Here is a 19,175-nt window from a genome sequence, read left to right as displayed (position 1 = left end):
GCGCCCTTGCCCGCCTGCGGCGGCCTGACGGTGGCCTCCACCGGGGCGGAGGCCGTTGAATCAGCGGTCACGGAATCAGAGCAGTCCGGCCTGCGTCATCAGCTCGGTGACCTTGGCGGAGTTCAGCTTGGCCGGGTCCACCGTGGGGGCCTGCAGATCCTTGATCGGCACGAGCTTCGGGTTCGCCTCGACGTTCGACGCGATCGCGTACTCGAAGGAGGTGCCGTTCTTGAGGACCTCCTGGCCCTTCTTGCCGGTGATGAACTTCAGGAACGCCTGTGCGGCGGCCGGGTTCTTGGCGGACTTCAGGACGCCGCCGCCGGAGACGGACAGGAACGCGCCCGGATCCTGGTGCTTGAAGAAGTACGGGGTGACGTTCTTGGAGTTCTCGCCGGTCTTGGCCTGATCACCGTAGTAGTAATAGTGGTAGATCAGCGCGGCATCCACTTCACCGGCGTTGACGGCCTTCATCGCGGTGCTGTTGCCCTTGTAGGCCTTGAAGTTCTCCTTCATGCCCTTGAGCCACTCGATGGTCGCGGCCTCGCCCTTGAGCTCCAGCAGCGCGGCGACGATCGCCTGGAAGTCGGCGCCCGACGGCGACGCGGCCCACTTGCCCTTCCACTCCGGCTTGGCGAGATCCAGCATGGACTTCGGCAGCTTGTCCTCGGAGATCTTCTTCTTGTCGTACACGAGCACGGTGGAGCGGGCGGCGATGCCCGTCCACTTGTTCGTCGACGGTCGGTAGGCGGCGGGGACCTGATCCACGGTGGCCTTGTCGACGTCCGCGAACAGGCCGGCGTTCTCCACCTGCGCCATCGCGGGAGAGTTCTCGGTCAGGAAGACATCGGCGGGGGAGGCGGCGCCTTCCTGGACGATCTGGTTGGACATCTCCGAGTCGTCACCCTGGCGGACGGTCACCTTGACGCCGGTCTCCTGGGTGAACGCGTCCACCCATTCCTTCGTCAGGGACTCGTGCTGGGCGTTGTAGACCGTGATCTCGCCGGAGATCTTGGAGCCTCCGGATCCGCCCGCGGCGGGCGCGGAGCTGCCGGAACCGCAGGCGGCCAGGCCGAGAGCGGCGGTCGCGGCGAGGGCGATGCCCGCCAGAGCGTTCTTACGCAACTTCATGGGAACTGCTTTCTACGTGCAAAAGGGTTCGGAGTCCTGGGGAGGGTCCTGAGCAAGCTTAGGTTAGCTATGCCTAAAGGTGCCAATGCGTGAAGGACGGGACGATCCGAAGATGACGTCGGGGCCCGTCCGCGAGGGTCGCGGTCCGCCCGTGAGGCCCCGAACCGCCACGGAACCCCTTGCTAAACTGGGGCCGAACCCGAGGCCTGACTGAGCCGGGCCGTGCCGGGATGACCACCAGGGAAGGACGCAGGTGCCGATCACCCGGACCGTGCTGGATGTCGCGGAACACCATCCCGAGCGGACGGCCATCGCCGGAGCCGAAGGGCGATTGAGCTACCGGGGTCTCGTGGAGGATTCGCGCCGGGTCTTCGCCGCCGTGGAGTCCCTGCACTGCGGCCAGCCCGCTCCGCCGGCGCCCGCGGCCGAGACCCGGGGGATCCCGGTCACCGCCGTGAGCATCGACTCCGCCTTCCACACCGCGAGGATCATGGCCGGGCTGGCCGGTTACCGTGCGGTGTCCGCCACGATCGATCCCCGCTGGCCCCTGGAGCACCGGGTGGGCGTGATCCTCTCGACCGGGATCGGTCTGGTCATCAGCGACTCGGAGGACCTCGCGGCGGCGCTCACGGCAAGCGGCTGGACGGGAACCCTCCTCGGCCTGACGGACTTCCGGGACCTGGAACAGACGCTGCCTCCTGCACCGGCGCCGACGGTCCGCGGCGGCGACGAGGCGTTCCTCCTGCTGTTCTCCTCCGGCACCACGAGCAATCCCAAGGCGTTCCTCAAGACCCGGCAGCAGTACCGCGCGAACGTGGCGGTCTCGAGCGCTCATCTGGAGCCCCTGCCGGGCGTGAGCACTCTGGCACCGGGGCCGGTCTCCTACAGCCTCACCCTGTATGCGGTCATCGAATGCCTTGCGACGGGCGGCAGCGTGCACGTGGCGGACGCGTTCGACCCGATCGCGCTGGGCCCGCGCCTCGCCGCCGGCGGCATCAGCCGGGTGGTGGCGGTCCCGGCGGTGGTCCAGGCGATCACGGACGGCGCCCGTCGGGACCCCGAACGGTTCGCTTCGCTGGACCTCATCGTCACGGGCGGCGCCAATCTGTCCTCGGCGATCCGCACGGGTCTCGCCCGCGCGCTGCCTCAGGTGCGCTTGATCAGCTACTACGGCGCGGCGGAGATCGGTTTCATCGGAGACAGCCGGGACGGGGACGGCACGGCCATCGCGGTCTATCCCGGCATCGAGGTCAGCGTCCGGGACCGCGCGGGCGAGGAGCTGCCCGACGGCGAGCCCGGCACCCTGTGGGTCCGCGCGGCGGCCTGTTCGGACGGTTATCTGGCGGGCACCACGGACGCTGTGCTCCGGCAGCCGGACGGTTGGGCCACGGTGCACGATCAGGCCCGGCACGTGGGGGAGCGAATCGAACTTCTGGGCCGGTCGGGCGACATCGTGGTCAGCGGTGGGCACAAGATCGCGCTGCCCGAGGTGGAGCGCGCCTTCGAGGACATGCCGGGGCTGGGCGCCGTGTGCGCCGTGGCCGTGCCGGACGCGCGCCTCGGCAGCGTGGTGGCGCTCGTGCTCGAAGGCGAGCACGCCCCGGGCAAGGAAGCGCTCCAGGCCTGGGCCCGGGAACGCCTGGCGCCCCAGTTCGTGCCGCGCCGCTGGTATCTGGCGCCCCGGCTGCCGCGCACGGTGGGCGGCAAGATCCGCCGCCCGGCCACGGCTGAGCTGCTCGACGGCGACGCGGCGGTCCGGCTGTGAGCGCGCCGCGCGACGTCGTCGTCACAGGACTCGGGGCCATCACGCCCAGCGGTCTCAGCGCGGAGCTGCTCTGGGAGTCCGTGTCGCAGGGCCGGAGCGCGATCACGCGCCTGGAGGGGGAAGAATTCGACGGGCTGCCGGTGCGGATCGGCGGCCAGGTGCGGGACTTCGACCCCGAAACGGTCCTGGAACGGAACCTCGTGCGGCGCCTCAGCCCGGTGCAGCACTGGGCGCTCGCCGCCGCCGACGAAGCGCTCGGTCAGGCCGGAGCCCTCGGAGCGGAACTGCCCTGGGATCCCTCCCGGGTCTCCGTCATCGCGGGCACGGGGTCCGGCCCCGTGGACGCGATGCAGCAGGCCACGCGTCTCCTCGACTCCCGGGGCCCGCGGGCGGTGCCGCTGACGCTCTCGATGCATGGTGCGCCCGACGCCGCCGCGGCACTCCTCAGCCAGCGTCACGGCCTGCGCGGCCCGGCCCAGGGCGTGTCCGCCACGTGCGCGAGCGGGACCATTGCGCTCGGCGAGGGGCTGCGACGCATTCGGCACGGCTACGCCGACGCGGTCCTGGTCGTGGGCATGGAGGACTGCCTCAATGGGGTGAACCTCTCGTCCAACGCGAATCTGCGGGCCCTGGCCACTGGCCACGACGACGACCCCGCCGCGGCGAGCCGGCCCTTCGACCGGGCACGCTCCGGCTTCGTCATGTCCGCCGGGGCGGCCGCGCTCGTCCTCGAGTCGGCGGAGCATGCGGCGGCCCGGGGTGCGGCGCCGTTGGCACGGGTCGCCGGCTTCGGGGCGTCCAGTGACGCGCACCATCCGACCGCGCCGCACCCACAGGGACTCGGGGCGGCTCAGGCGATCCGAGACTGCCTCGCCGACGCGGGGGCCGGTCCGGTCGACGTCGGGCACATCAACGCCCACGGCACCGGCACCCCGGCGGGGGACGCGGCGGAGCTGCTCGCCTTCGAGGCGGCCCTGGGCGCTGCGGCCCGCACCATCCCGATCAGCGCCACCAAGTCCCTCACCGGACATCTGCTGGGGGCGTCCGGAGCGGTGGAGGCCGTGCTCTCCATCCTCGCCCTGCGCGACGGGCTCCTGCCGCCCACCCTGAACCTCGACGATCCCGAGTTCCCGGACTGGGACATCGTCACCGGAATCGCCCGGCCGCTCCGCATGAACAGTGTGCTGTCCACGTCTTTCGGATTCGGCGGGCACAATGCCGCGGTGCTGCTGGCCCGCGCGGATGAAGGAGGAACACCGTGACCGATCGGGTGACGCAGCAGGCGGAACTGGCGGAGCGGTACCTGCCGCAGGAGCTGCTTGAGCGGTTCCGTGAGCGGGCGGCCGTCTACGACCGGGAGAACCGTTTCTTCGACGAGGACTTCGCCGAGCTGCGGGAGCTGGGCTACTTGCAGCTCTTCGTCCCGGAGGAGTTCGGCGGCCCCGGCCTGAATCTGCTCGAGGTCACGCGGCTGCAGCATCGCCTGGCGACGGCGGCCCCGGCCACGGCCCTGGCGATCAACATGCATCTCATGTGCACCGGCGTCGCACGGGCCCTGTGGGCGCGCGGCGACGACTCCCTGACCCGCGTGTTCGAGGAGGCGATGGCCGGGGAGGTCTTCGCCTTCGGGATCAGCGAACCCTCCAACGACTGGGTGCTGCAGGGGTCCACCACCGTGGCCGAGGTCCAGGAGGACGGCGGATACCTGTTCACCGGCGTCAAGATCTTCACGTCGCTCTCCCCGGTCTGGACCCGCCTGCTGGCGCACGGCCTGGATGCGTCTGATCCGGAGAACCCCCGACTCGTCTACGGGTTCGTCGAACGGGACGCCCCCGGCATCACGGTGTCGGATCAGTGGGACGTGCTCGGGATGCGGGCCTCCCAGAGCCGCGCCACGATCCTCAAGGACGTCCCGCTGAAAGCCGGGAACGTGGTGCGGAGGATCCCGCCCGGCCGCACGCCGGATCTGCTGACGTTCGCCATCACGAGCCATTTCCAGCTCATGATCGGCTCCGTCTATGCCGGGGTGGCGTGGCGCGCCCTGGAGCTGGGCGCCGCGGGTCTGAAGCGCCGCAGCTCGGCCAAGAGCGGCACCCCCTTCTCGGAAGTGCCGGAGTACCGCGCGCGACTGGCCGACGCCCACCTCGAGTACCTGGCGGTCCCCGCCCAGCTGGACACCTACTCCCGCGACGTCGACGAGCTGGTCGATCACGGCGCCGGCTGGCCGCTGCGCCTCGTGAGCGCCCGGCTCAACGCGGCCACCGCCGCACGGCGGGCGGCCGAGACCGCGCTGATGTGCGCCGGGGGCAGTGGCTTCGACAACGGCTCCGAGCTTAGCCGTGTCTGGCGGGACGCGACGGCGGGGCTCTTCCACCCGCCGTCGGCCGACGCCGCGCGACCGATGTTCGCGGCGGCCCTGCTGGACGACTGACAGATCGAGACGCGGAGTGAGGGGACACCATGGACAAGATCGATCTCAAGAAGACCCTGGACTCGTACCAGGCGCCGAAGGGCGCGTTCCGGATCCTCACGATCCCGGAGCGGCGGTACCTCATGATCGACGGGCACGGGGACCCCAACTCCTCACCCGACTTCACGCGGGCCGTCGAGTCCCTGTACCCGGTGGCCTACAAACTGAAGTTCGGCAGCCGCGCCACGACAGGCCGTGACTACGTGGTCCCCCCGCTCGAGGGACTGTGGTGGGCCGAGGACCTGGACGCCTTCACCACGGCACGGGACAAGTCCCAGTGGGACTGGACCATGATGCTGCTGGTGCCCGAGTGGATCGACGAGGACCAGGTGCTGGCGGCCAAGGAGCAGGCCGCGGCGAAGAACCGCCCGGCCCGCCTGGACGACGTCCGGTTCGAGGCGCTCGCGGAAGGGCTGTGCGTGCAGACACTCCACCTCGGCTCGTTCGATGACGAGGCCCCCGTCCTGGACCGCCTCCACCACGAGTTCGTCCCGGCGGAGGGACTGGCCCTCCGCGGGAAGCACCACGAGATCTACCTGAGCGACTTCCGCCGGACCGCCCCGGAGAAGCAGCGCACCATCCTCCGGCAGCCGGTGGAGCGCGTGCAGCGCTGAGTCAGGCGGGAGTCAGCGCGGGGCTGGCGCGTCCGGCTCCGCGCCGGGGGTTGCGCTGTCGGGCGCTGCGCTGAGGTGGTCCAGAAGGTCATCCAGCGAGTCGAAATCGACCGTCGGAACGTCCTCGTCGGCCACCTCGATGCTCTCCACGCTCTGGTCCGGCCCGAGCGTGCAGTAGACGGTGGATTCGCCGGCGGGGGACTGCGCGGTGTACAGCAGCACGACGACGCCGCCCGGCTCGACGATCACGCCGTCCAGGCCGAGCGTGGGCGCCTTCGTCGTGGTGCCGCCGTCGAGCGCGGCAAGGATCTCGCGCTCCGCCTCGGAGAACGTCCCGCGGTCCAGGGGCCGCAGCGCGTCCTCGACGATCTCCGTGAGCTGCTCCAGACTGAGCTTCTGCTCGCCGGGTTCGGCCAGCACCTCCACGTCCCGTTCGCCGGGCAGCGTGGTGGAAGCCGTCAGGGAACCGTCCTCATCCAGGGCGGCATCGATCAATCCGGACACGTCATCTCCTTCGTCGTGGTCCCATCATGTCACCCGGGGAAACCAGCCGGGCCCCGAGGGAGCCTCACGCCCCTTGCGCGGCCGTCGCGGTGCACTGGTAGAGGCCGGTGACGCCGTCGGCGGTGACCGCCGTGCAGTTCGCCTCCACCCAGGTCCTGATCTCGGAGGCCGTGGTCGTCGCCGTGGAGCCGCCCGGCGCACCGCCGAAGCTGCCGCCGAAGCCACCGCCCCTGCCGCCCTCGCCCACGAGCACATACTTCAGCGCTCCCGAACTGACGAGTGCCGTGAACTTCTGCAGGGTGGGCGCGGGGTCGTTGCCGCTGAAGCCGCCGATGGGCAGCACGGGTTCGCCGCCGGAGCCCGTGATGAGACCCGCCGCCTCCTGCGCCCCGAAGGTCGCCACGAGGTAGTCCGCGTCTCCACGATTGGCCCGCAGATAGCTGAGCAGCGCCGTCGACGCCGTGCCTTCACGGCCGCCAGCTGCGCCCTGGGGGAAGCCGGCCCCGCCCGGGGCGCCGTTCAGGCCGCGGCCCTGGAATCCATTCGGCGGGGTGCCCGGCATGCCCCCGAGCTGGCCCTGTCTGAAGCCCTGCCGGTTGCCACCGAAGCGGGCCGCGGCACCGTCAGGTCCGCCTCGCCCTCCGAAGCTCATGTCGCTGACGCCGCCGGCGACGGGATTGGTCGCATTGGGGTGCGCGATCGTCACCACGGACCACGCCGCCGGAGTGAGGAGCAGCCCGCAGAGCAGCAGCGCGGACGTCCAGAACCGGGTTCCCGCACCACTCCGGGCCTCGCGGAGGATGAGAGCCATCGCGCCGAGTCCGAGCACGACCTGGACGGCGGCGACCGCCACGGAGTACCCGCCATAGACGAACGCGATCGCCACCGCGGTCACCATCGCCGTGCCCAGCAGGGCGAGCTGCGCCCAGACCACCCGCCGCCGTCGGGCCACCCCGATCGCCAGGCCGACCGCCAGCCCCATCGGCACGGCGAGCGCCGCCGTGTAGAACTGGTGCATCCCGGCCACCGCGGAGAACATGGCCCCGAAGGTCAGGATCCACACCCCGAGGAACACCGTCACCGCCGGCTTGAAGCGGAGGATCGCCAGCACGACGACGGCGAGCACCGCCACCGGGACGAGCCACCCGATCTGCCCGGCGAGCTGCTCGTTGAAGAGACGGAAGGCGCCGGCCGAGCCGGAGAACGGCGGAGTGAACGAGTTGTAAGCGGAGGAGTCCGCGGTGCTGGTCCCGAAGCGTCCCAGACCGTTGTAGCCGAACACCATCTCCCACGGATCGTTGTGGAGCGTGCTGCCCACATAGGGGCGGTCCGTGGCCGGGATGAGGGCGACCGCAACGATCCACACGAGCGAGAGGGCCAGGCTGGTCACCCCTGCGAGCGCAGCATGCCAGAGTTTCCGCCACCACGGCTGTGCCGTGCACAGGTAGGCGGCGGCCAGGGCGGGCCAGACCGCCCAGGCTTCCAGCATGTACGTCTGGAACGAGACCGCGACGAACGCTCCCGCGAGGAGGAACCAGCCGAGGCTCCGCCGTTCGAGCGCGCGGACGGCGGCCCAGGAGGTGAGAGCGAGGCCCAGGACGAAGAAGGTTTCCGGCTGGTTCGAACGGGACACCGCCACGAGGATGGGCGTGGTGGCGACGACCGCACCGCCCACGAGCCCCGCCGTCGTGCCGGCCACCCGTTTCGCCGTGACCGCCACGAGCAGCGTCGCGGCCACGGCGGCCAGGGCGTTCGGCAGGACGACGGTCAGCGTGGAGAACCCGAAGAGCCGGACGAACAGTGCCGGAATCCAGAAGGAGCCGGGGATCTTGTCCAGGGTCACGGTCCCGGACGGGTCGAACGCTCCGAAGAAGAAGTTGTGCCAGTTCTGGCTCATCGAGAGCGCGATCGAGGCGTAGTACTCGGACCGGGATCCGGACCACACACCCCACACCGTGAGCGCGGCGGCCCCGAGTCCCAGGACGAGCAGCCCGAGCGGCCAGGGGCCCCAACGGCCGGTGCGGGGCGTGGGACGGTCGAGTGCCGGTGAGAAACCGGGGGACAGGGAGGCTGGGCTGGAAGTCATGCACACCAGCACACCCCGGCAGGGCATGTGGCGACTGTGCCGATCCTATGCGCCTGCTGTGCCTGACCGCCGTCGTCGGACGATCCGGAGCAGGAGCGCGTCGAGTGAGAGGCGCGTCGCGCTGCGCGGCAACAGCACCACCCCCAGGGACAGCAGCACCATGACCGGGTACTGGGCGATCAGCTGGTCAGCCATCCAGTAGGTCATGAGCGTGAAGACCGACCCCACCGCGGCGGGCAGTGTCAGGACCCCGAGGATGAGCGCCACGCCCAGCCCGGCCTCCAGCAGCGGCATGAGCACGCCGAACAGCTCAGGCGCCTTGCCCAGGACCCCGGTGGCGAACCACTGGAAGTACTCCGGCACCCGGCTGTTGCCCGAGGCGCTGCCCGCCACCAGGAGGATGTCCGCCCGGCCAAAGCCCGCACGGTATTTGGTGATGCCCTCATTCAGCCACAGGATCCCGAGGACCACCCTCACCGCTCCGACGACGAGCGGGGCGGTGAGGGCGGGGATCCGTGGTCCGGTGCGGTCCATCAGGACAGCTTGGCGGCGCCGAACACGGCCTTCGCCTTGTCGCAGTGCACCACCACGTAAGCGGAGGACCCGGCGCCGGCCGGGAGGGTGAACGTCTGGGACGCGGTGTTGAAGGAGACCTTGCCGAGCTGGGTGCCCGTGCCGATGGCCGCCTCGTCCGTTCCGGACGCCAGGTACAGGTGCAGATCCGGGCCTTCGTCCGAGGAGAAGCCGGCCAGGGTCACCTTGCCGTCGGCGACGGTCACGGTGCCCTCGACGGACTTCCCGTTGAGCCCGGCGAAGTCGCCCTGGTGCTTGGCCATGGCCATGGAGGACTCCGACGCCATCGACGACGGCGACCCGCCCGCCGCGGGCATGCTCGACTCGGGCATCGAGGAGGAGCCGCCGCTGGGCGAGCCGGCGGTCCCGCCGCCGCACGCGGACAGGGAGAGGGCGAGAGCGAGAAGTCTTGCACCGACGAGAGCCTTGGTACGCATGATGTTCTTCCTTCTATGAGGTGAGGTGATCCGGTCAGGAGCGGAACACCACCCGGAGGAGGGCCGCTCGCTGTCCTCGAGTCAAGCAGCCGCGAAGCGCTCGCGGGCCGGTCCTTTCACGGCCGTAAGAGACCTTTCAGAACGGTAAGATCCACCACCGTCCGGAGCCGGAGCGGCGCGGCTAAGCTTCGACTATGGACCCTGGAACAGCCCGCGTGATGGTCGTGGAGGACGACCCCACCGTCCGCATGATCGTGAGCGATTACCTGCGCGCCGCCGGATACGCGGTGGCCCAGCACGCCGATGGGGCGAGCGCCCGCGACGCCCTGCGGGAGCAGGTGCCCGATGTGCTGATCGTGGACCGCATGATGCCAGGACTCAGCGGGGACGAGCTGTGCCGTGAGGTGCGGACCTTCTCCGACGTGCCGATCATGATGCTCACCGCGATGGGCGCCGTCGAGGACCGGATCGAAGGGCTGGAACACGGGGCCGATGACTACCTCAGCAAACCCTTCGCCCTGCGCGAGCTGCAGCTGCGGGTAGCGGCCCTGGTCCGCCGCCGCGTCTCCTCGAGCGCCCCGTCAGCCTTCACCGCCGGCCGGTTCCGGATCGACCCGGCACACCGGCGCGTCTGGGCCGACCAGCGGGAGATGGCGCTTACCACGCGGGAGTACGAGCTGTTCCTCTACCTCGTCCAGCACCCCGACCAGGTGGTGAGCCGGGACGAGATCCTGCGGGAGGTGTGGGGGTGGGGCTTCGGCGACCCCTCCACCGTGACCGTGCACGTCCGCCGGCTGAGGGAGAAGATCGAACCCGATCCGCGCTTCCCCTGCTATCTCCGGACCGAGTGGGGAGCCGGATACCGTTTCACGATCGAGCCGTCATGCTGAGTCCTGCGGATCTGCTGCTGATCGTCGTGACGACGGCCGTCTGCACGGGGGCCGTCAGCCTGCTCGCCTGGCTTGCCCTGCGCTGGAACCGGCGCGGATCGATCGCCTCCCAGTTCGCGATCGTGATCGTCGCGGTCGTCCTCTCGATCGCCTGTTCCACGCTCGCCGTGCTGGTGGAGATGTTCTTCTCACCCCACGACCTCACGGTCCTGGTGTGGGTCCTCGGGGTGTCTGCGGTCCTGAGTGTCACGGCAGCCGTCCTCGTCACGGGGAGGACCGCACGGCGGTCCCTGGACGCGCTCGTGGCGTCGGCGCAGCGGGTAGGGGACGGCGCCGTCGTCGTGGCGGGGACGCCCGGCTGGCAGGAGTTCAACGAACTGTCCGCGGAACTCGCTGAGACGTCACGCCGGCTCGCGGCCGCACGCGCCGAACTGGAGAAGCTCGACGCCGCGCGGCGAAAGTTCTACGCGGGGATCTCGCATGATCTGAGGACGCCCCTCACCGGGATCCGCGCGCTCGCGGAAGCGCTCGAGGACGGCGTGGTGGAGGACGCCGGGGTCACCGCGCGCCGGATCGGGTCCCGCGCCGAGGCGATGACGAGGATGGTGGACGACCTGTTCGAGCTGTCCAAGCTCCAGGAGGGCACCTTGCGGCTCCAGCCGGAACTGGTGGAGCTGCTGGACCTGGTCTCGGACGCCGTGACCGATGTCCAGCCGCTGGCGGAGCGGAAGGGCATCCGCATCTCGCAGCGCGGCGTCGAGGGGCGGGTCCTGTGGGCCGATCCCCGGGAGCTGAGCCGGGTGCTGGGGAACATGCTCAGCAATGGCATCCGGCACGCACCGGAGCATTCGGAGATCCTCATCTCGGCGGACACCCTGGAGCGGGACCGGTTGGTCCTCACGGTGCTCGACCAGGGCCCCGGCGTCGTCGCCGAGGATCTGGGCCGCATCTTCGAGGTCGGGTGGCGCGCCGATGCGGCGCGGACCGCCGAGGAGCCGTCGGCGCTCTCCTCGGGCGCGGGTCTCGGGCTGGCGATCGTGCGAGGCATCGTCGAAGCGCATGGCGGGATGGTCCGGGCGGGCCAGGTCCCCGACGGCTTCCAGCTGGAGGTCACGCTGCCGCTGGGCCGTGACGGTGCCGGAGACGCTCCGCCGCCCGCGGCTTCAGCTGGTTGACCCGGCCCGATCAGCCCGGGGGAAGGACCACGCCGAAGCGGCCCGCGGTGCGCTCGAACTGGGCCAGGAGGCGCGGCCAGCGGTCCTCGTGACCGAATTGCTCCTGAGCCGCCGAGAGCTGCGCGGCCCGCTCCTCGCTGTTCCCGCTGGCACACCACCAGGCGAACAGATCGAGGTTGAGGGGACCGCCGCTCCGCAGCGCCTCGGCGAGGGCCGGTGCGGCATCGATCGCCGCGAGGTGCCCGTCGAGCTGGAGCAGGGCCTCACCGAACGCCGGGTGGAGGTCCTCGTCCGTCCAGGATTCCAGGTTGATCCACTGGCCGGGCCAGTCGATCACGGATTCGAAGCGCCTGCTGTACTGCGGCGTCGCCTTCTCCAGCCGATCCGGGACGGTGGCGCCCACGGTCCGCGCGAACTCCGGCACATACGCACTCACCTCGACGTAGAACCGCAAGTGGTCCGGCGCGTTGCCCTGGCTGCGCTGCAGCGTGATGCCGTGCACCGCCTCGGGCGTCTCCCGCGACCAGCTGAGCTTGCGCTTCCGGTAGCCGAGGGGCTTGAGCGCGGGCACAACGACGCCGGCTACGAGAGCGTCGAACCGTGCCTCCAGCTCGCTCATGCGCGCCCCTCCCGGCGGAGAGGCGTCATCGGCGGCGTCGCTGCCTGCTGCGCTGTGGATCCCATGTGTTCCCCCTGTCGTCCAGTCGCCGGTTCCTCCCGGCGACTCTGGAAGAGTATGCGGAATGCAGTCCGATTGACCAGGGCACGGCCTTCGGCTCCTCGGAGGAGGCTCCGAGGCCCACCCCGCCGCCGCATGACAGGCCCGCGCTGTGACCTTCGTGCCATGATCAGGACATGGACACGACCGATACGGCCCCGGCCCTTCGCCCCCGCACGCGCACCGGACTCCCCGACTGGGCCGGCTTCGTCCTCGGCGTCGTCTGTGCTCTGGTGGGCTTGCTGCCGTGGCTCCTTCAGGGCATGCGGCTGCCGCTCCAGAATCTCTGGGCGGACGAGGTGTCACCGGACGCGATGCCGCTGGTGGCCCTGCCGTTCAGTCAGTACTCTCTGGTCCTGCTCGTGTCCCTGATCGTGACCGGTTCGGCGCTGGCAGGGCTGTTGCTGCGGAGCGTGGGCCGTCCCCGGCGGGCCCGGGGGTTCGTCCTGGCCTGGGCGGGGCTCCTGCTCGTGCAGGGTGCGGCCACCGCGCAGACCGCCTCGGCGGTGCGCCCGGGACTGTCGGAGGACTCGCGGAGCGATCTCTACTTCGGGACCATCCTGGGAGTGATCATCGCGTCCATCGTGGTGGGCCTGCTGGTCGCGGTGCTCGTGTCGCGCGCTCCGGCGCCGGGTGCCGCGCTGGGCCTGACGATGGGCGCCCTCGTCGTCGACTCGTGGCTCAGCACGCTGCTGTACGCGCAGGACGGCCCATTCCGGATCGCCTCCCCGGTTCCTTTGCTCGAATGGCTCCCCGCCGTCCTGGTGGGCGCGGTGCTGGCCTGGTGCGGGGTGCGCAGCGTGGGCCGGGTGCTGGCCTGGATCGTGTCGCTGTTCCTGCTCTGGATCGTGCCGGCCCTCTTCACCGGCATCATGACCGCGGCGGGCTCCCGGGTTCTCCTCCGCAATCCCCGGGATGCGCTGGAAGCGGCCGGAGAGACCTTCGCCGCAGCGCTCGGACCGGCGGGCATGTCGTGGCGATATGTGCTGGTCGCGCTGGTGATCGGTGCCGTGGGCGCCGTCGTCGCCGGAGTGATCCGGCGACGACGGCGCGCGGCTTGATTCAGGCCACGCGCCCCTCGGCATACTCCCGCAGCAGGGTGACGAGCGCCTGGCGCTGCTCGGGGCTGAGGCCTTCGGGCAGCTGATGGACGGAGCCCGGAGCGGCGATGATCTGACGGTCGCTGTCGGGGCTCAGCCGCAGGCCTTCGGGATCGATGGCGGCCCGGTCCGTGCTGACCGGTTCCTCTCCGAGATCGCGGGAGAGCAGGCGCCGGTCCGTGACGAGGAGACCGTAGACGCCCATCAGGGTGGCCGAGGTGAAAGCCGCCAGCAGGCGCTCGCCCGGCTCGAGAGGCAGCTTCTTCGCCGCCTTGGCGAAGTGTTTAGCCTGCTTGGGGTCGTCGTCGTATTTCACGACGTCGCCGAGACCCAGCTCCTGCACGCGGCCACGGAGGTCCGTGGCGGTGATGGGCGCCTGCGGAACCGTGGCGCCGAGGGACGGCGACAGCTCCAGCACGGTGAGGAGGGCGTCGGCGAGCAGGCGGCTCAGGCCGGCGGTGCGATCGTCATCCAGCAGGCCGGACGAGTACTCCCAGTTGTACGACTCCGTCGCGACCGTCGCGGTCCCTGCCGCGGACGCCGCAGCCCCGCCGGGACCCGTGAACAGCGGATACTGGCGGGGGAGCGCCTTGCCGAAGATCCCGTCCACATCGTCCTTGACCACCAGCCGCCGGTCGGTGATCAGGAAGCCCTGCGCCTCGCGCCGGCCGGAGAAGCGGCTCTTCACGTGATAGCCGAGCCAGGCGAGCGGCAGTTCGTCCTCTCCTGAGGGATTCGACAGCATCAGTTGCTCCGTGGCCTGCCAGAACACCTCCTCATGGTCACTGTGCACGGGGCGCGGCTCGCCCGGGATGAAGACGAGCCCGTCGAGCGCCGGGCCGGGGGCGAGACGCTGCCGGAGCGCTGCGGTCAGGGTCGAATGGATGCTGCGGCGGTCGCCGGACAGGGCATCGAGGTACGCGGACAAGGATGAGGGCATGGAGGCCTCCGGTCAGAGGTGCCGGCGGATGGGTCCCAGGTCCGTCCGCCGAGGGCGAGTGTGATGGTTCATGCTAAATCATCACGATCGTCCGGACCATGGACGAATCGTGTCCGCCAGGCGAACGGTGTGCGGACACGCGGGAGGCCCGGGATCACGGAGATGCGGCGGTCCCGGGCTTCGCCGGCGGCGTCACTTGCCCATGCCGGCGGTCATGCCGTCGATGATCCTCCGCCCGACCCACAGATACAGCACGACCATGGGGAACACGAGGATCACGATCCCGGCGAACAGGCCGCCCCAATCGGAGCTGTACTGCATGGCCGAGTACAGGTTCAGCAGGGCCACCGGAAGAGTGCGCTGCTCCGGATCGGACACGATCAGCATCACGAGCAGCGCCGAGTTCCAGAGGCCGATGATGTTGAGCACCAGAACGGTCGTCAGCCCGGGCTTCGCCAGGGGGAGCACGATCTGCCGGAACAGCGTGAGCGGGCCCGCGCCGTCGACCTCCGCCGCCTCCTCCACCTCGTGCGGGAGGGAGCGGAAGAAGCCCGTGAGGACGAAGACGGCGAACGGCAGCGAGAACACGACCTCGAAGATCAGCAGCGTGATCCGGTCGTCCCACCAGCCGGTGACCCAGTCCACCATGAAGCTGCTCAGGCCCAGCTTCGCGACCACGATCGGCACCGCGAGCGTCTGCAGCGGAATCGAGAGCCCGACGGCGAAGTACGCCGTGAGCGGGCCGGCCACCTTCTTGCTCGACCGGGCCAGGACATAAGCTGCCGGCGCGGCGATCGCCACGATGAGCAGCGCTCCGACACCGGTGACGACCACGCTGTTGAGCGCCGCCTGGGCGAACTGCCCGAGCTCCCAGACCGTGCCGAAGTTCTTCCACTGCGGGTCGGTGGGCAGGGCGAACGGGTTCTGGATGATGTCCCCCGAGGTCTTGAGCGACTGGATGCCGATCCAGGCGACCAGCACCAGGTTGAACGCCACCCACACCCACAGGGCCGCGACGGTGACGGACGGGACGAAGACGTTGCCGCAGAAGCGGCCGAGTTTCCTCATGAGAGCTCCACCTGTTCGCGGGCCGTGATCCGGCGGACCAGGACGATGAGGATGATGGTCAGGACGGTCACGATGACGCCCATGGCGGCGCCGGCTCCGAGGTCCGGCACGCCGCCGCTCACCACCACCGAGTTGTACTGCTGGACCGCCACGGTGCGGGCCTGGATCGGCGGCACGCCGACCGCGCCGCCCGTGGTGAAGGCGATGACGATCTCGAAGGTCTTGAGACTGTTCACCACCCACAGCACCGAGGCCACGGCGAACACGTCCCAGGAGAGCGGCAGCGTGATGAAGCGGAACTGCTGCCACTTCGACGCGCCGGTCAGAAGAGCCGCTTCGTACAGGTCCTCCGGGATCGCGTCCATGGCGGAGAGCATGAGCGCGATGTACAGGCCGGTCGAAGACCAGACCACCCCGCCGATGATGCAGGCGAAGACGGTGTCCGGCCCGAGGAAGCCGACGGGCGCGATGCCGAAGAAACCGAGGATGCGGTTCGCCACGCCGTCGGGGTTGAGCAGGAAGCCGATCGCCGCGCCGACCGCGATGGGGGAGATGATCACCGGCAGGAAGACCACGGAGCGGATGAACGCCCGGCCCTTCAGCTGGCGCAGCACCACCATGCTCAGGAAGGTGACGCCGAAGACGAGTGTCCCGCTGACCACCGCGAGCACCAGGGTGTTGCCGAAGGAACGAAGAAAGGCCTCATTGCCCAGGAGCGACACGTAGTTCTGCAGGCCACGCCAGGACATCTCCGATCCCGGACCGGCCCACTTGGTGAGACTGACCCAGACGCCGAAGAAGGACGGCGCCACGAACAGGAGCGTGTAGAGCGCCAGCGCCGGTCCGAGGAAGGCCCAGAAGACCTTCTCCCGGGACGGCAGCAGCGGCTTGCGGATCACCTCCGCCGGGGCGGTCCGGTTCTGCGGGACCGCCCCGGCATCCGCGAGGCGACTGGTCATTTCTGCCCGGCCATGATCTGAGCGGACTTCTGCTTGCCCTGCTGGACGAACTGGGCCGCGCTGATCTTGCCCTGGAGGAGCTGGTCGTCCAGGGGCAGGAACATGTCGTTCCACCAGGCCTTGTTGCCGGCGGCGGTGTCGTAGGTCAGGTGCACGTCCTTGGCCTCGGCCAGGGCCTTCTGCGCGTCCGAGAGGGCCTTGGGGGCCGGCACATCACTGCGGGCCGGGATGTTCTTCGCCTCGTCCGCGATGCGCTTCTGGTACTTGGACTGTTCGAAGAAGGCGAGGAACTTCTTGGCGTCCTCGGCGTTCTTGCCCTTGGCATTCACTCCGAGGCCCAGCGCGCCGGCCTCCACGGAGTCCTTACCGCCCACGGGGAGCTGGAAGGAACGGATCTGGGCGCCGGACGGGGTGGCGGAGGCGACTTCACTGGCGAGCCAGGTGCCGTTGATATTCAGATCGCACTTGCCCTGAACCCAGTCGTTCTGGGCGGCCGGGTACTTGGTGGCGATGAAGTTCGGCTGGAAGTAGCCGCCCTTGGCCAGCTGCTCCACCTTGCCCGCGGCCGCGAGGACCTCCGGCTCGTCCCATGCCTCCGAGGTCTTCTGAAGACCCAGCAGGCTGCCCGAGCCGCCCGCGTTCACCAGGGCGGAGTACAGCCAGTAGACGTTGTAGAACGGGACGGTCCCGTCCTGGCAGATCGGGGTCCGACCGGCGGCCTTGGCCTTGTTCAGGTACGCGACGAACTCATCCCAGGTCTTCGGGGGAGCGGACGCGAGTTCCGGGTGCTTGGCGGCGTCGAACCACACGGCGGTCGAGATGGCGGTGTGCGGAAGGAAGCCGAGGCCCTTGTCATCCGAGGCGGCCTTCTGCAGGGCCGCCGGCACCAGATCGCCGACCGTCTTGCCGTTCTCGCCCGGGACGGGCATCTTCAGCACGTCGTCCACCGGGGCGGCCAGGTTCTGGGCCCGCCATGCGGGCAGATTGTCCGAGCCGGCGTCGAACAGATCCGGCCCCTTCCCTGCGGCCATCTCGGTGGTCAGCGCGTCACCGCCCGTGCGCCCCACGAACTTGACGTCGACCTTGACGCCTTCCTGCTGGGCGAAGTCGTCCAGGGCGCTCTTGAGGATCTTGGCCTGCGGCTCGTCGGCGCTCCAGATGGAACGGTAGCTGAGCGTGCGCTCGGCGGCCGCGGAGGCGCTGTTCTTCTGGCCGCACGCGGAGGCGCCGGTGGCCACCGCGCCGGCCAGGACGACGGCGGTGAGGATCCGCAGTGAGTGGTTCTTCATGCTGTGTACTCCGATTCTTCCTGTTTCGTCATTGAAAGGTGTGTCGCTGAAAGTGCTGTGGGCGGGAGCACCGGTGCCGGACGGTCCGGCGACGGCGGGATCGTGACCACGGTGCCCTGCTTCCGGGCGGTCTCCGCGGCCCAGACCACCCGGTGGGTGTCGAGGCTCTCGCGTCCGCTGCTGAGGATCCGGGACGGATCGTCGTGGCGGAGGGCGTCGAAGAAGGCGTCCGCCAGGGATTCGTCGGCGCCACCGTGCCCGCCGGCCATGGAAGCGTCGTCGCCCCCACCGGTGTCGATCTCGGTCCAGCTGTCCGAGACGAAATCGTGGATCCGGAGGTGACGGCCGTCGCCGTCGATCGACCCGTGCGTCCCGAAGATCCGGGTCTTGCGATGTTCGAGGGCGGCGAACGCTGTCACGGTGATGGTCGCCGTCGCGCCGGTGCCGAATTCGAGGGAGACGGTCTGGGTGTCCACCACGTCGTTGTCGCAGGCGTAGACGCAGCGGCCGTACGGGCCGGTGCGCAGCGCCCGCTCCACGCCTTCGGGAGTGGCGTCCTCCGTGACGGCGGACAGCGGCCAGAATTCCTTCTCCGGATCGCCGAGACACCCGAGGTACAGACGCTTGGCCGAGTACGGGCAGATGGCTTCCAGAGGGCAGTCCCAGCAGCGGTCGGCGGCGCCCGCGGGGCGGGCTGCCGCCGTGAAGTGGGTCAGCGCCCCGAAGGAGGAGACACGCTGTGGGATTGCTCCCATCATGTAGGCAAGCCAATCGACGTCGTGGCAAGCTTTGGCCAGAAGGAGCGAGGCGGACTCCGCCTCCTTGCGCCAATTGCCGCGGACGAAGGAGTGAGCGTGATGCCACCAGCCCACCTGCTCCAGATGCTGCACATTGATCACTTGACCAATAGTGCCGTCTTCGAGGATCCTCCGCAGGGCCCGCGTGTAGGGGGAGTACCGCATGACGTGGCAGACGGCCAGAATGACGTCGTTCTCCTCCGCCGCGGCCAGGATGCGGGTGGCCTCCTCCTCGGTGGGCGCGATCGGCTTCTCCAGGAGGATGTGATAGCCCTTCCCGGCTGCCGTCACGGCCGGTCCGGCATGCATCCGGTCCTGAGTCCCGATGATGACGCCGTCGGCGAGCCGTTCGCCGGCCAGGAGGTCCTCCCAGTCGGTGAAGACGTTCTCGGCCGGGATGCCGTGCTCACGGGCGAACCGCTCGCGGCGCACCGGATCGGGTTCCGCGACGGCGACGATCCTCGCAGCGCCGGTCGTCAGGGCCCGCTGGGCGTAGACCGTGCTGCGGAGGCCGGCGCCGATCACGGCGAGGGTGGGTGCGTCCGCTGGAGGAGCGGACGCCGTTGGACTTGCAGACTGCACGTGGTTCCCCCGACCATAGAAATTAAAAGAGGTTTCTTTAATCTGAGGTCCCGGGAAGGGAACTGTCAAGACCTTGAGAA

18 protein-coding genes are annotated in these 19,175 nt (G+C 69.8%); 7 read left to right on the top strand and 11 right to left on the bottom strand.

Annotated elements, in window-relative coordinates:
• Window positions 1–75 precede the first annotated feature (75 nt).
• The gene (locus P9849_RS09100) at window positions 76–1,128 is read right to left on the bottom strand and encodes an iron ABC transporter substrate-binding protein (protein WP_278266520.1); all 1,053 of its coding nucleotides are present in this window, start codon (window positions 1,126–1,128) and stop codon (window positions 76–78) included.
• 253 nt (window positions 1,129–1,381) lie between these two features.
• On the opposite strand from P9849_RS09100, the gene P9849_RS09095 reads away from it, so the two are divergent.
• The 4 genes from P9849_RS09095 to P9849_RS09080 are packed head-to-tail and all read left to right on the top strand — an operon-like array spanning window position 1,382 to window position 5,977.
• On the top strand, window positions 1,382–2,893 hold the full coding sequence (locus tag P9849_RS09095) for a fatty acid--CoA ligase family protein (RefSeq protein WP_278266519.1): 1,512 nt from the start codon (window positions 1,382–1,384) through the stop codon (window positions 2,891–2,893).
• Complete coding sequence (locus P9849_RS09090) at window positions 2,890–4,155, top strand: beta-ketoacyl-[acyl-carrier-protein] synthase family protein (RefSeq protein ID WP_278266518.1); 1,266 nt, start codon at window positions 2,890–2,892, stop codon at window positions 4,153–4,155. The genes P9849_RS09095 and P9849_RS09090 overlap by 4 nt, the downstream gene beginning before the upstream one ends.
• Complete coding sequence (locus P9849_RS09085; RefSeq protein WP_278266517.1) at window positions 4,152–5,324, top strand: acyl-CoA dehydrogenase family protein; 1,173 nt, start codon at window positions 4,152–4,154, stop codon at window positions 5,322–5,324. The genes P9849_RS09090 and P9849_RS09085 overlap by 4 nt, the downstream gene beginning before the upstream one ends.
• 29 nt (window positions 5,325–5,353) lie before the next feature.
• Window positions 5,354–5,977: a GyrI-like domain-containing protein gene (locus P9849_RS09080; protein WP_278266516.1), complete on the top strand. Its 624-nt coding sequence runs from the start codon at window positions 5,354–5,356 to the stop codon at window positions 5,975–5,977.
• 12 nt (window positions 5,978–5,989) lie between these two features.
• Here P9849_RS09080 and P9849_RS09075 read toward each other — a convergent pair whose 3' ends face one another.
• From P9849_RS09075 to P9849_RS09060, 4 genes are all read right to left on the bottom strand, one after another.
• Window positions 5,990–6,481 (bottom strand): hypothetical protein, encoded by a 492-nt coding sequence (locus tag P9849_RS09075; protein ID WP_278266515.1) that lies wholly within the window; start codon window positions 6,479–6,481, stop codon window positions 5,990–5,992.
• A 64-nt stretch (window positions 6,482–6,545) separates the two neighbouring features.
• The gene (locus tag P9849_RS09070) at window positions 6,546–8,567 is read right to left on the bottom strand and encodes a glycosyltransferase family 39 protein (RefSeq protein WP_278266514.1); all 2,022 of its coding nucleotides are present in this window, start codon (window positions 8,565–8,567) and stop codon (window positions 6,546–6,548) included.
• A gap of 45 nt (window positions 8,568–8,612) precedes the next feature.
• The gene (locus P9849_RS09065; protein WP_278266513.1) at window positions 8,613–9,101 is read right to left on the bottom strand and encodes a DoxX family membrane protein; all 489 of its coding nucleotides are present in this window, start codon (window positions 9,099–9,101) and stop codon (window positions 8,613–8,615) included.
• On the bottom strand, window positions 9,101–9,577 hold the full coding sequence (locus P9849_RS09060) for a DM13 domain-containing protein (RefSeq protein WP_278266512.1): 477 nt from the start codon (window positions 9,575–9,577) through the stop codon (window positions 9,101–9,103). Before P9849_RS09060 ends, P9849_RS09065 begins: the two co-directional genes overlap by 1 nt.
• Before the next feature lie 194 nt (window positions 9,578–9,771).
• Here P9849_RS09060 and P9849_RS09055 point away from each other — a divergent pair, with 194 nt between their 5' ends.
• Window positions 9,772–10,467: a response regulator transcription factor gene (locus tag P9849_RS09055; RefSeq protein ID WP_278266511.1), complete on the top strand. Its 696-nt coding sequence runs from the start codon at window positions 9,772–9,774 to the stop codon at window positions 10,465–10,467.
• Window positions 10,461–11,642 (top strand): HAMP domain-containing sensor histidine kinase, encoded by a 1,182-nt coding sequence (locus P9849_RS09050; protein ID WP_278266510.1) that lies wholly within the window; start codon window positions 10,461–10,463, stop codon window positions 11,640–11,642. The genes P9849_RS09055 and P9849_RS09050 overlap by 7 nt, the downstream gene beginning before the upstream one ends.
• Before the next feature lie 10 nt (window positions 11,643–11,652).
• Here P9849_RS09050 and P9849_RS09045 read toward each other — a convergent pair whose 3' ends face one another.
• Entirely contained in the window at window positions 11,653–12,261 is a 609-nt protein-coding gene (locus tag P9849_RS09045) for a DUF4304 domain-containing protein (protein WP_278266509.1), read from the bottom strand.
• Between the two features lie 236 nt (window positions 12,262–12,497).
• Between P9849_RS09045 and P9849_RS09040 the strand changes: the two genes are divergently transcribed.
• Window positions 12,498–13,421 carry a hypothetical protein gene (locus tag P9849_RS09040; RefSeq protein WP_278266508.1) on the top strand — a complete coding sequence of 308 codons (924 nt, stop codon included), beginning with the start codon at window positions 12,498–12,500 and terminating at the stop codon, window positions 13,419–13,421.
• Between the two features lies 1 nt (window position 13,422).
• Here the strand turns inward: P9849_RS09040 and P9849_RS09035 are convergent, their stop codons facing one another.
• The 5 genes from P9849_RS09035 to P9849_RS09015 form a co-directional block, all read right to left on the bottom strand.
• Window positions 13,423–14,400: a hypothetical protein gene (locus P9849_RS09035; RefSeq protein ID WP_278266507.1), complete on the bottom strand. Its 978-nt coding sequence runs from the start codon at window positions 14,398–14,400 to the stop codon at window positions 13,423–13,425.
• Between the two features lie 192 nt (window positions 14,401–14,592).
• Window positions 14,593–15,468 (bottom strand): carbohydrate ABC transporter permease, encoded by an 876-nt coding sequence (locus tag P9849_RS09030; RefSeq protein WP_278266506.1) that lies wholly within the window; start codon window positions 15,466–15,468, stop codon window positions 14,593–14,595.
• A complete protein-coding gene (locus tag P9849_RS09025) occupies window positions 15,465–16,427 on the bottom strand; it encodes a sugar ABC transporter permease (protein ID WP_278266505.1) in 963 nt (320 codons plus the stop codon). The genes P9849_RS09030 and P9849_RS09025 overlap by 4 nt, the downstream gene beginning before the upstream one ends.
• Window positions 16,424–17,716 carry an extracellular solute-binding protein gene (locus P9849_RS09020; protein ID WP_278266504.1) on the bottom strand — a complete coding sequence of 431 codons (1,293 nt, stop codon included), beginning with the start codon at window positions 17,714–17,716 and terminating at the stop codon, window positions 16,424–16,426. The genes P9849_RS09025 and P9849_RS09020 overlap by 4 nt, the downstream gene beginning before the upstream one ends.
• Complete coding sequence (locus tag P9849_RS09015; RefSeq protein ID WP_278266503.1) at window positions 17,713–19,095, bottom strand: Gfo/Idh/MocA family oxidoreductase; 1,383 nt, start codon at window positions 19,093–19,095, stop codon at window positions 17,713–17,715. The genes P9849_RS09020 and P9849_RS09015 overlap by 4 nt, the downstream gene beginning before the upstream one ends.
• Between the last annotated feature and the right edge of the window lie 80 nt (window positions 19,096–19,175).

The sequence above is a fragment of the Arthrobacter sp. Y-9 genome, from assembly GCF_029690065.1.
Taxonomy (GTDB): Bacteria; Actinomycetota; Actinomycetes; order Actinomycetales; family Micrococcaceae; genus Arthrobacter_E.
This window is presented reverse-complemented; position numbering and strand designations above follow the sequence as displayed.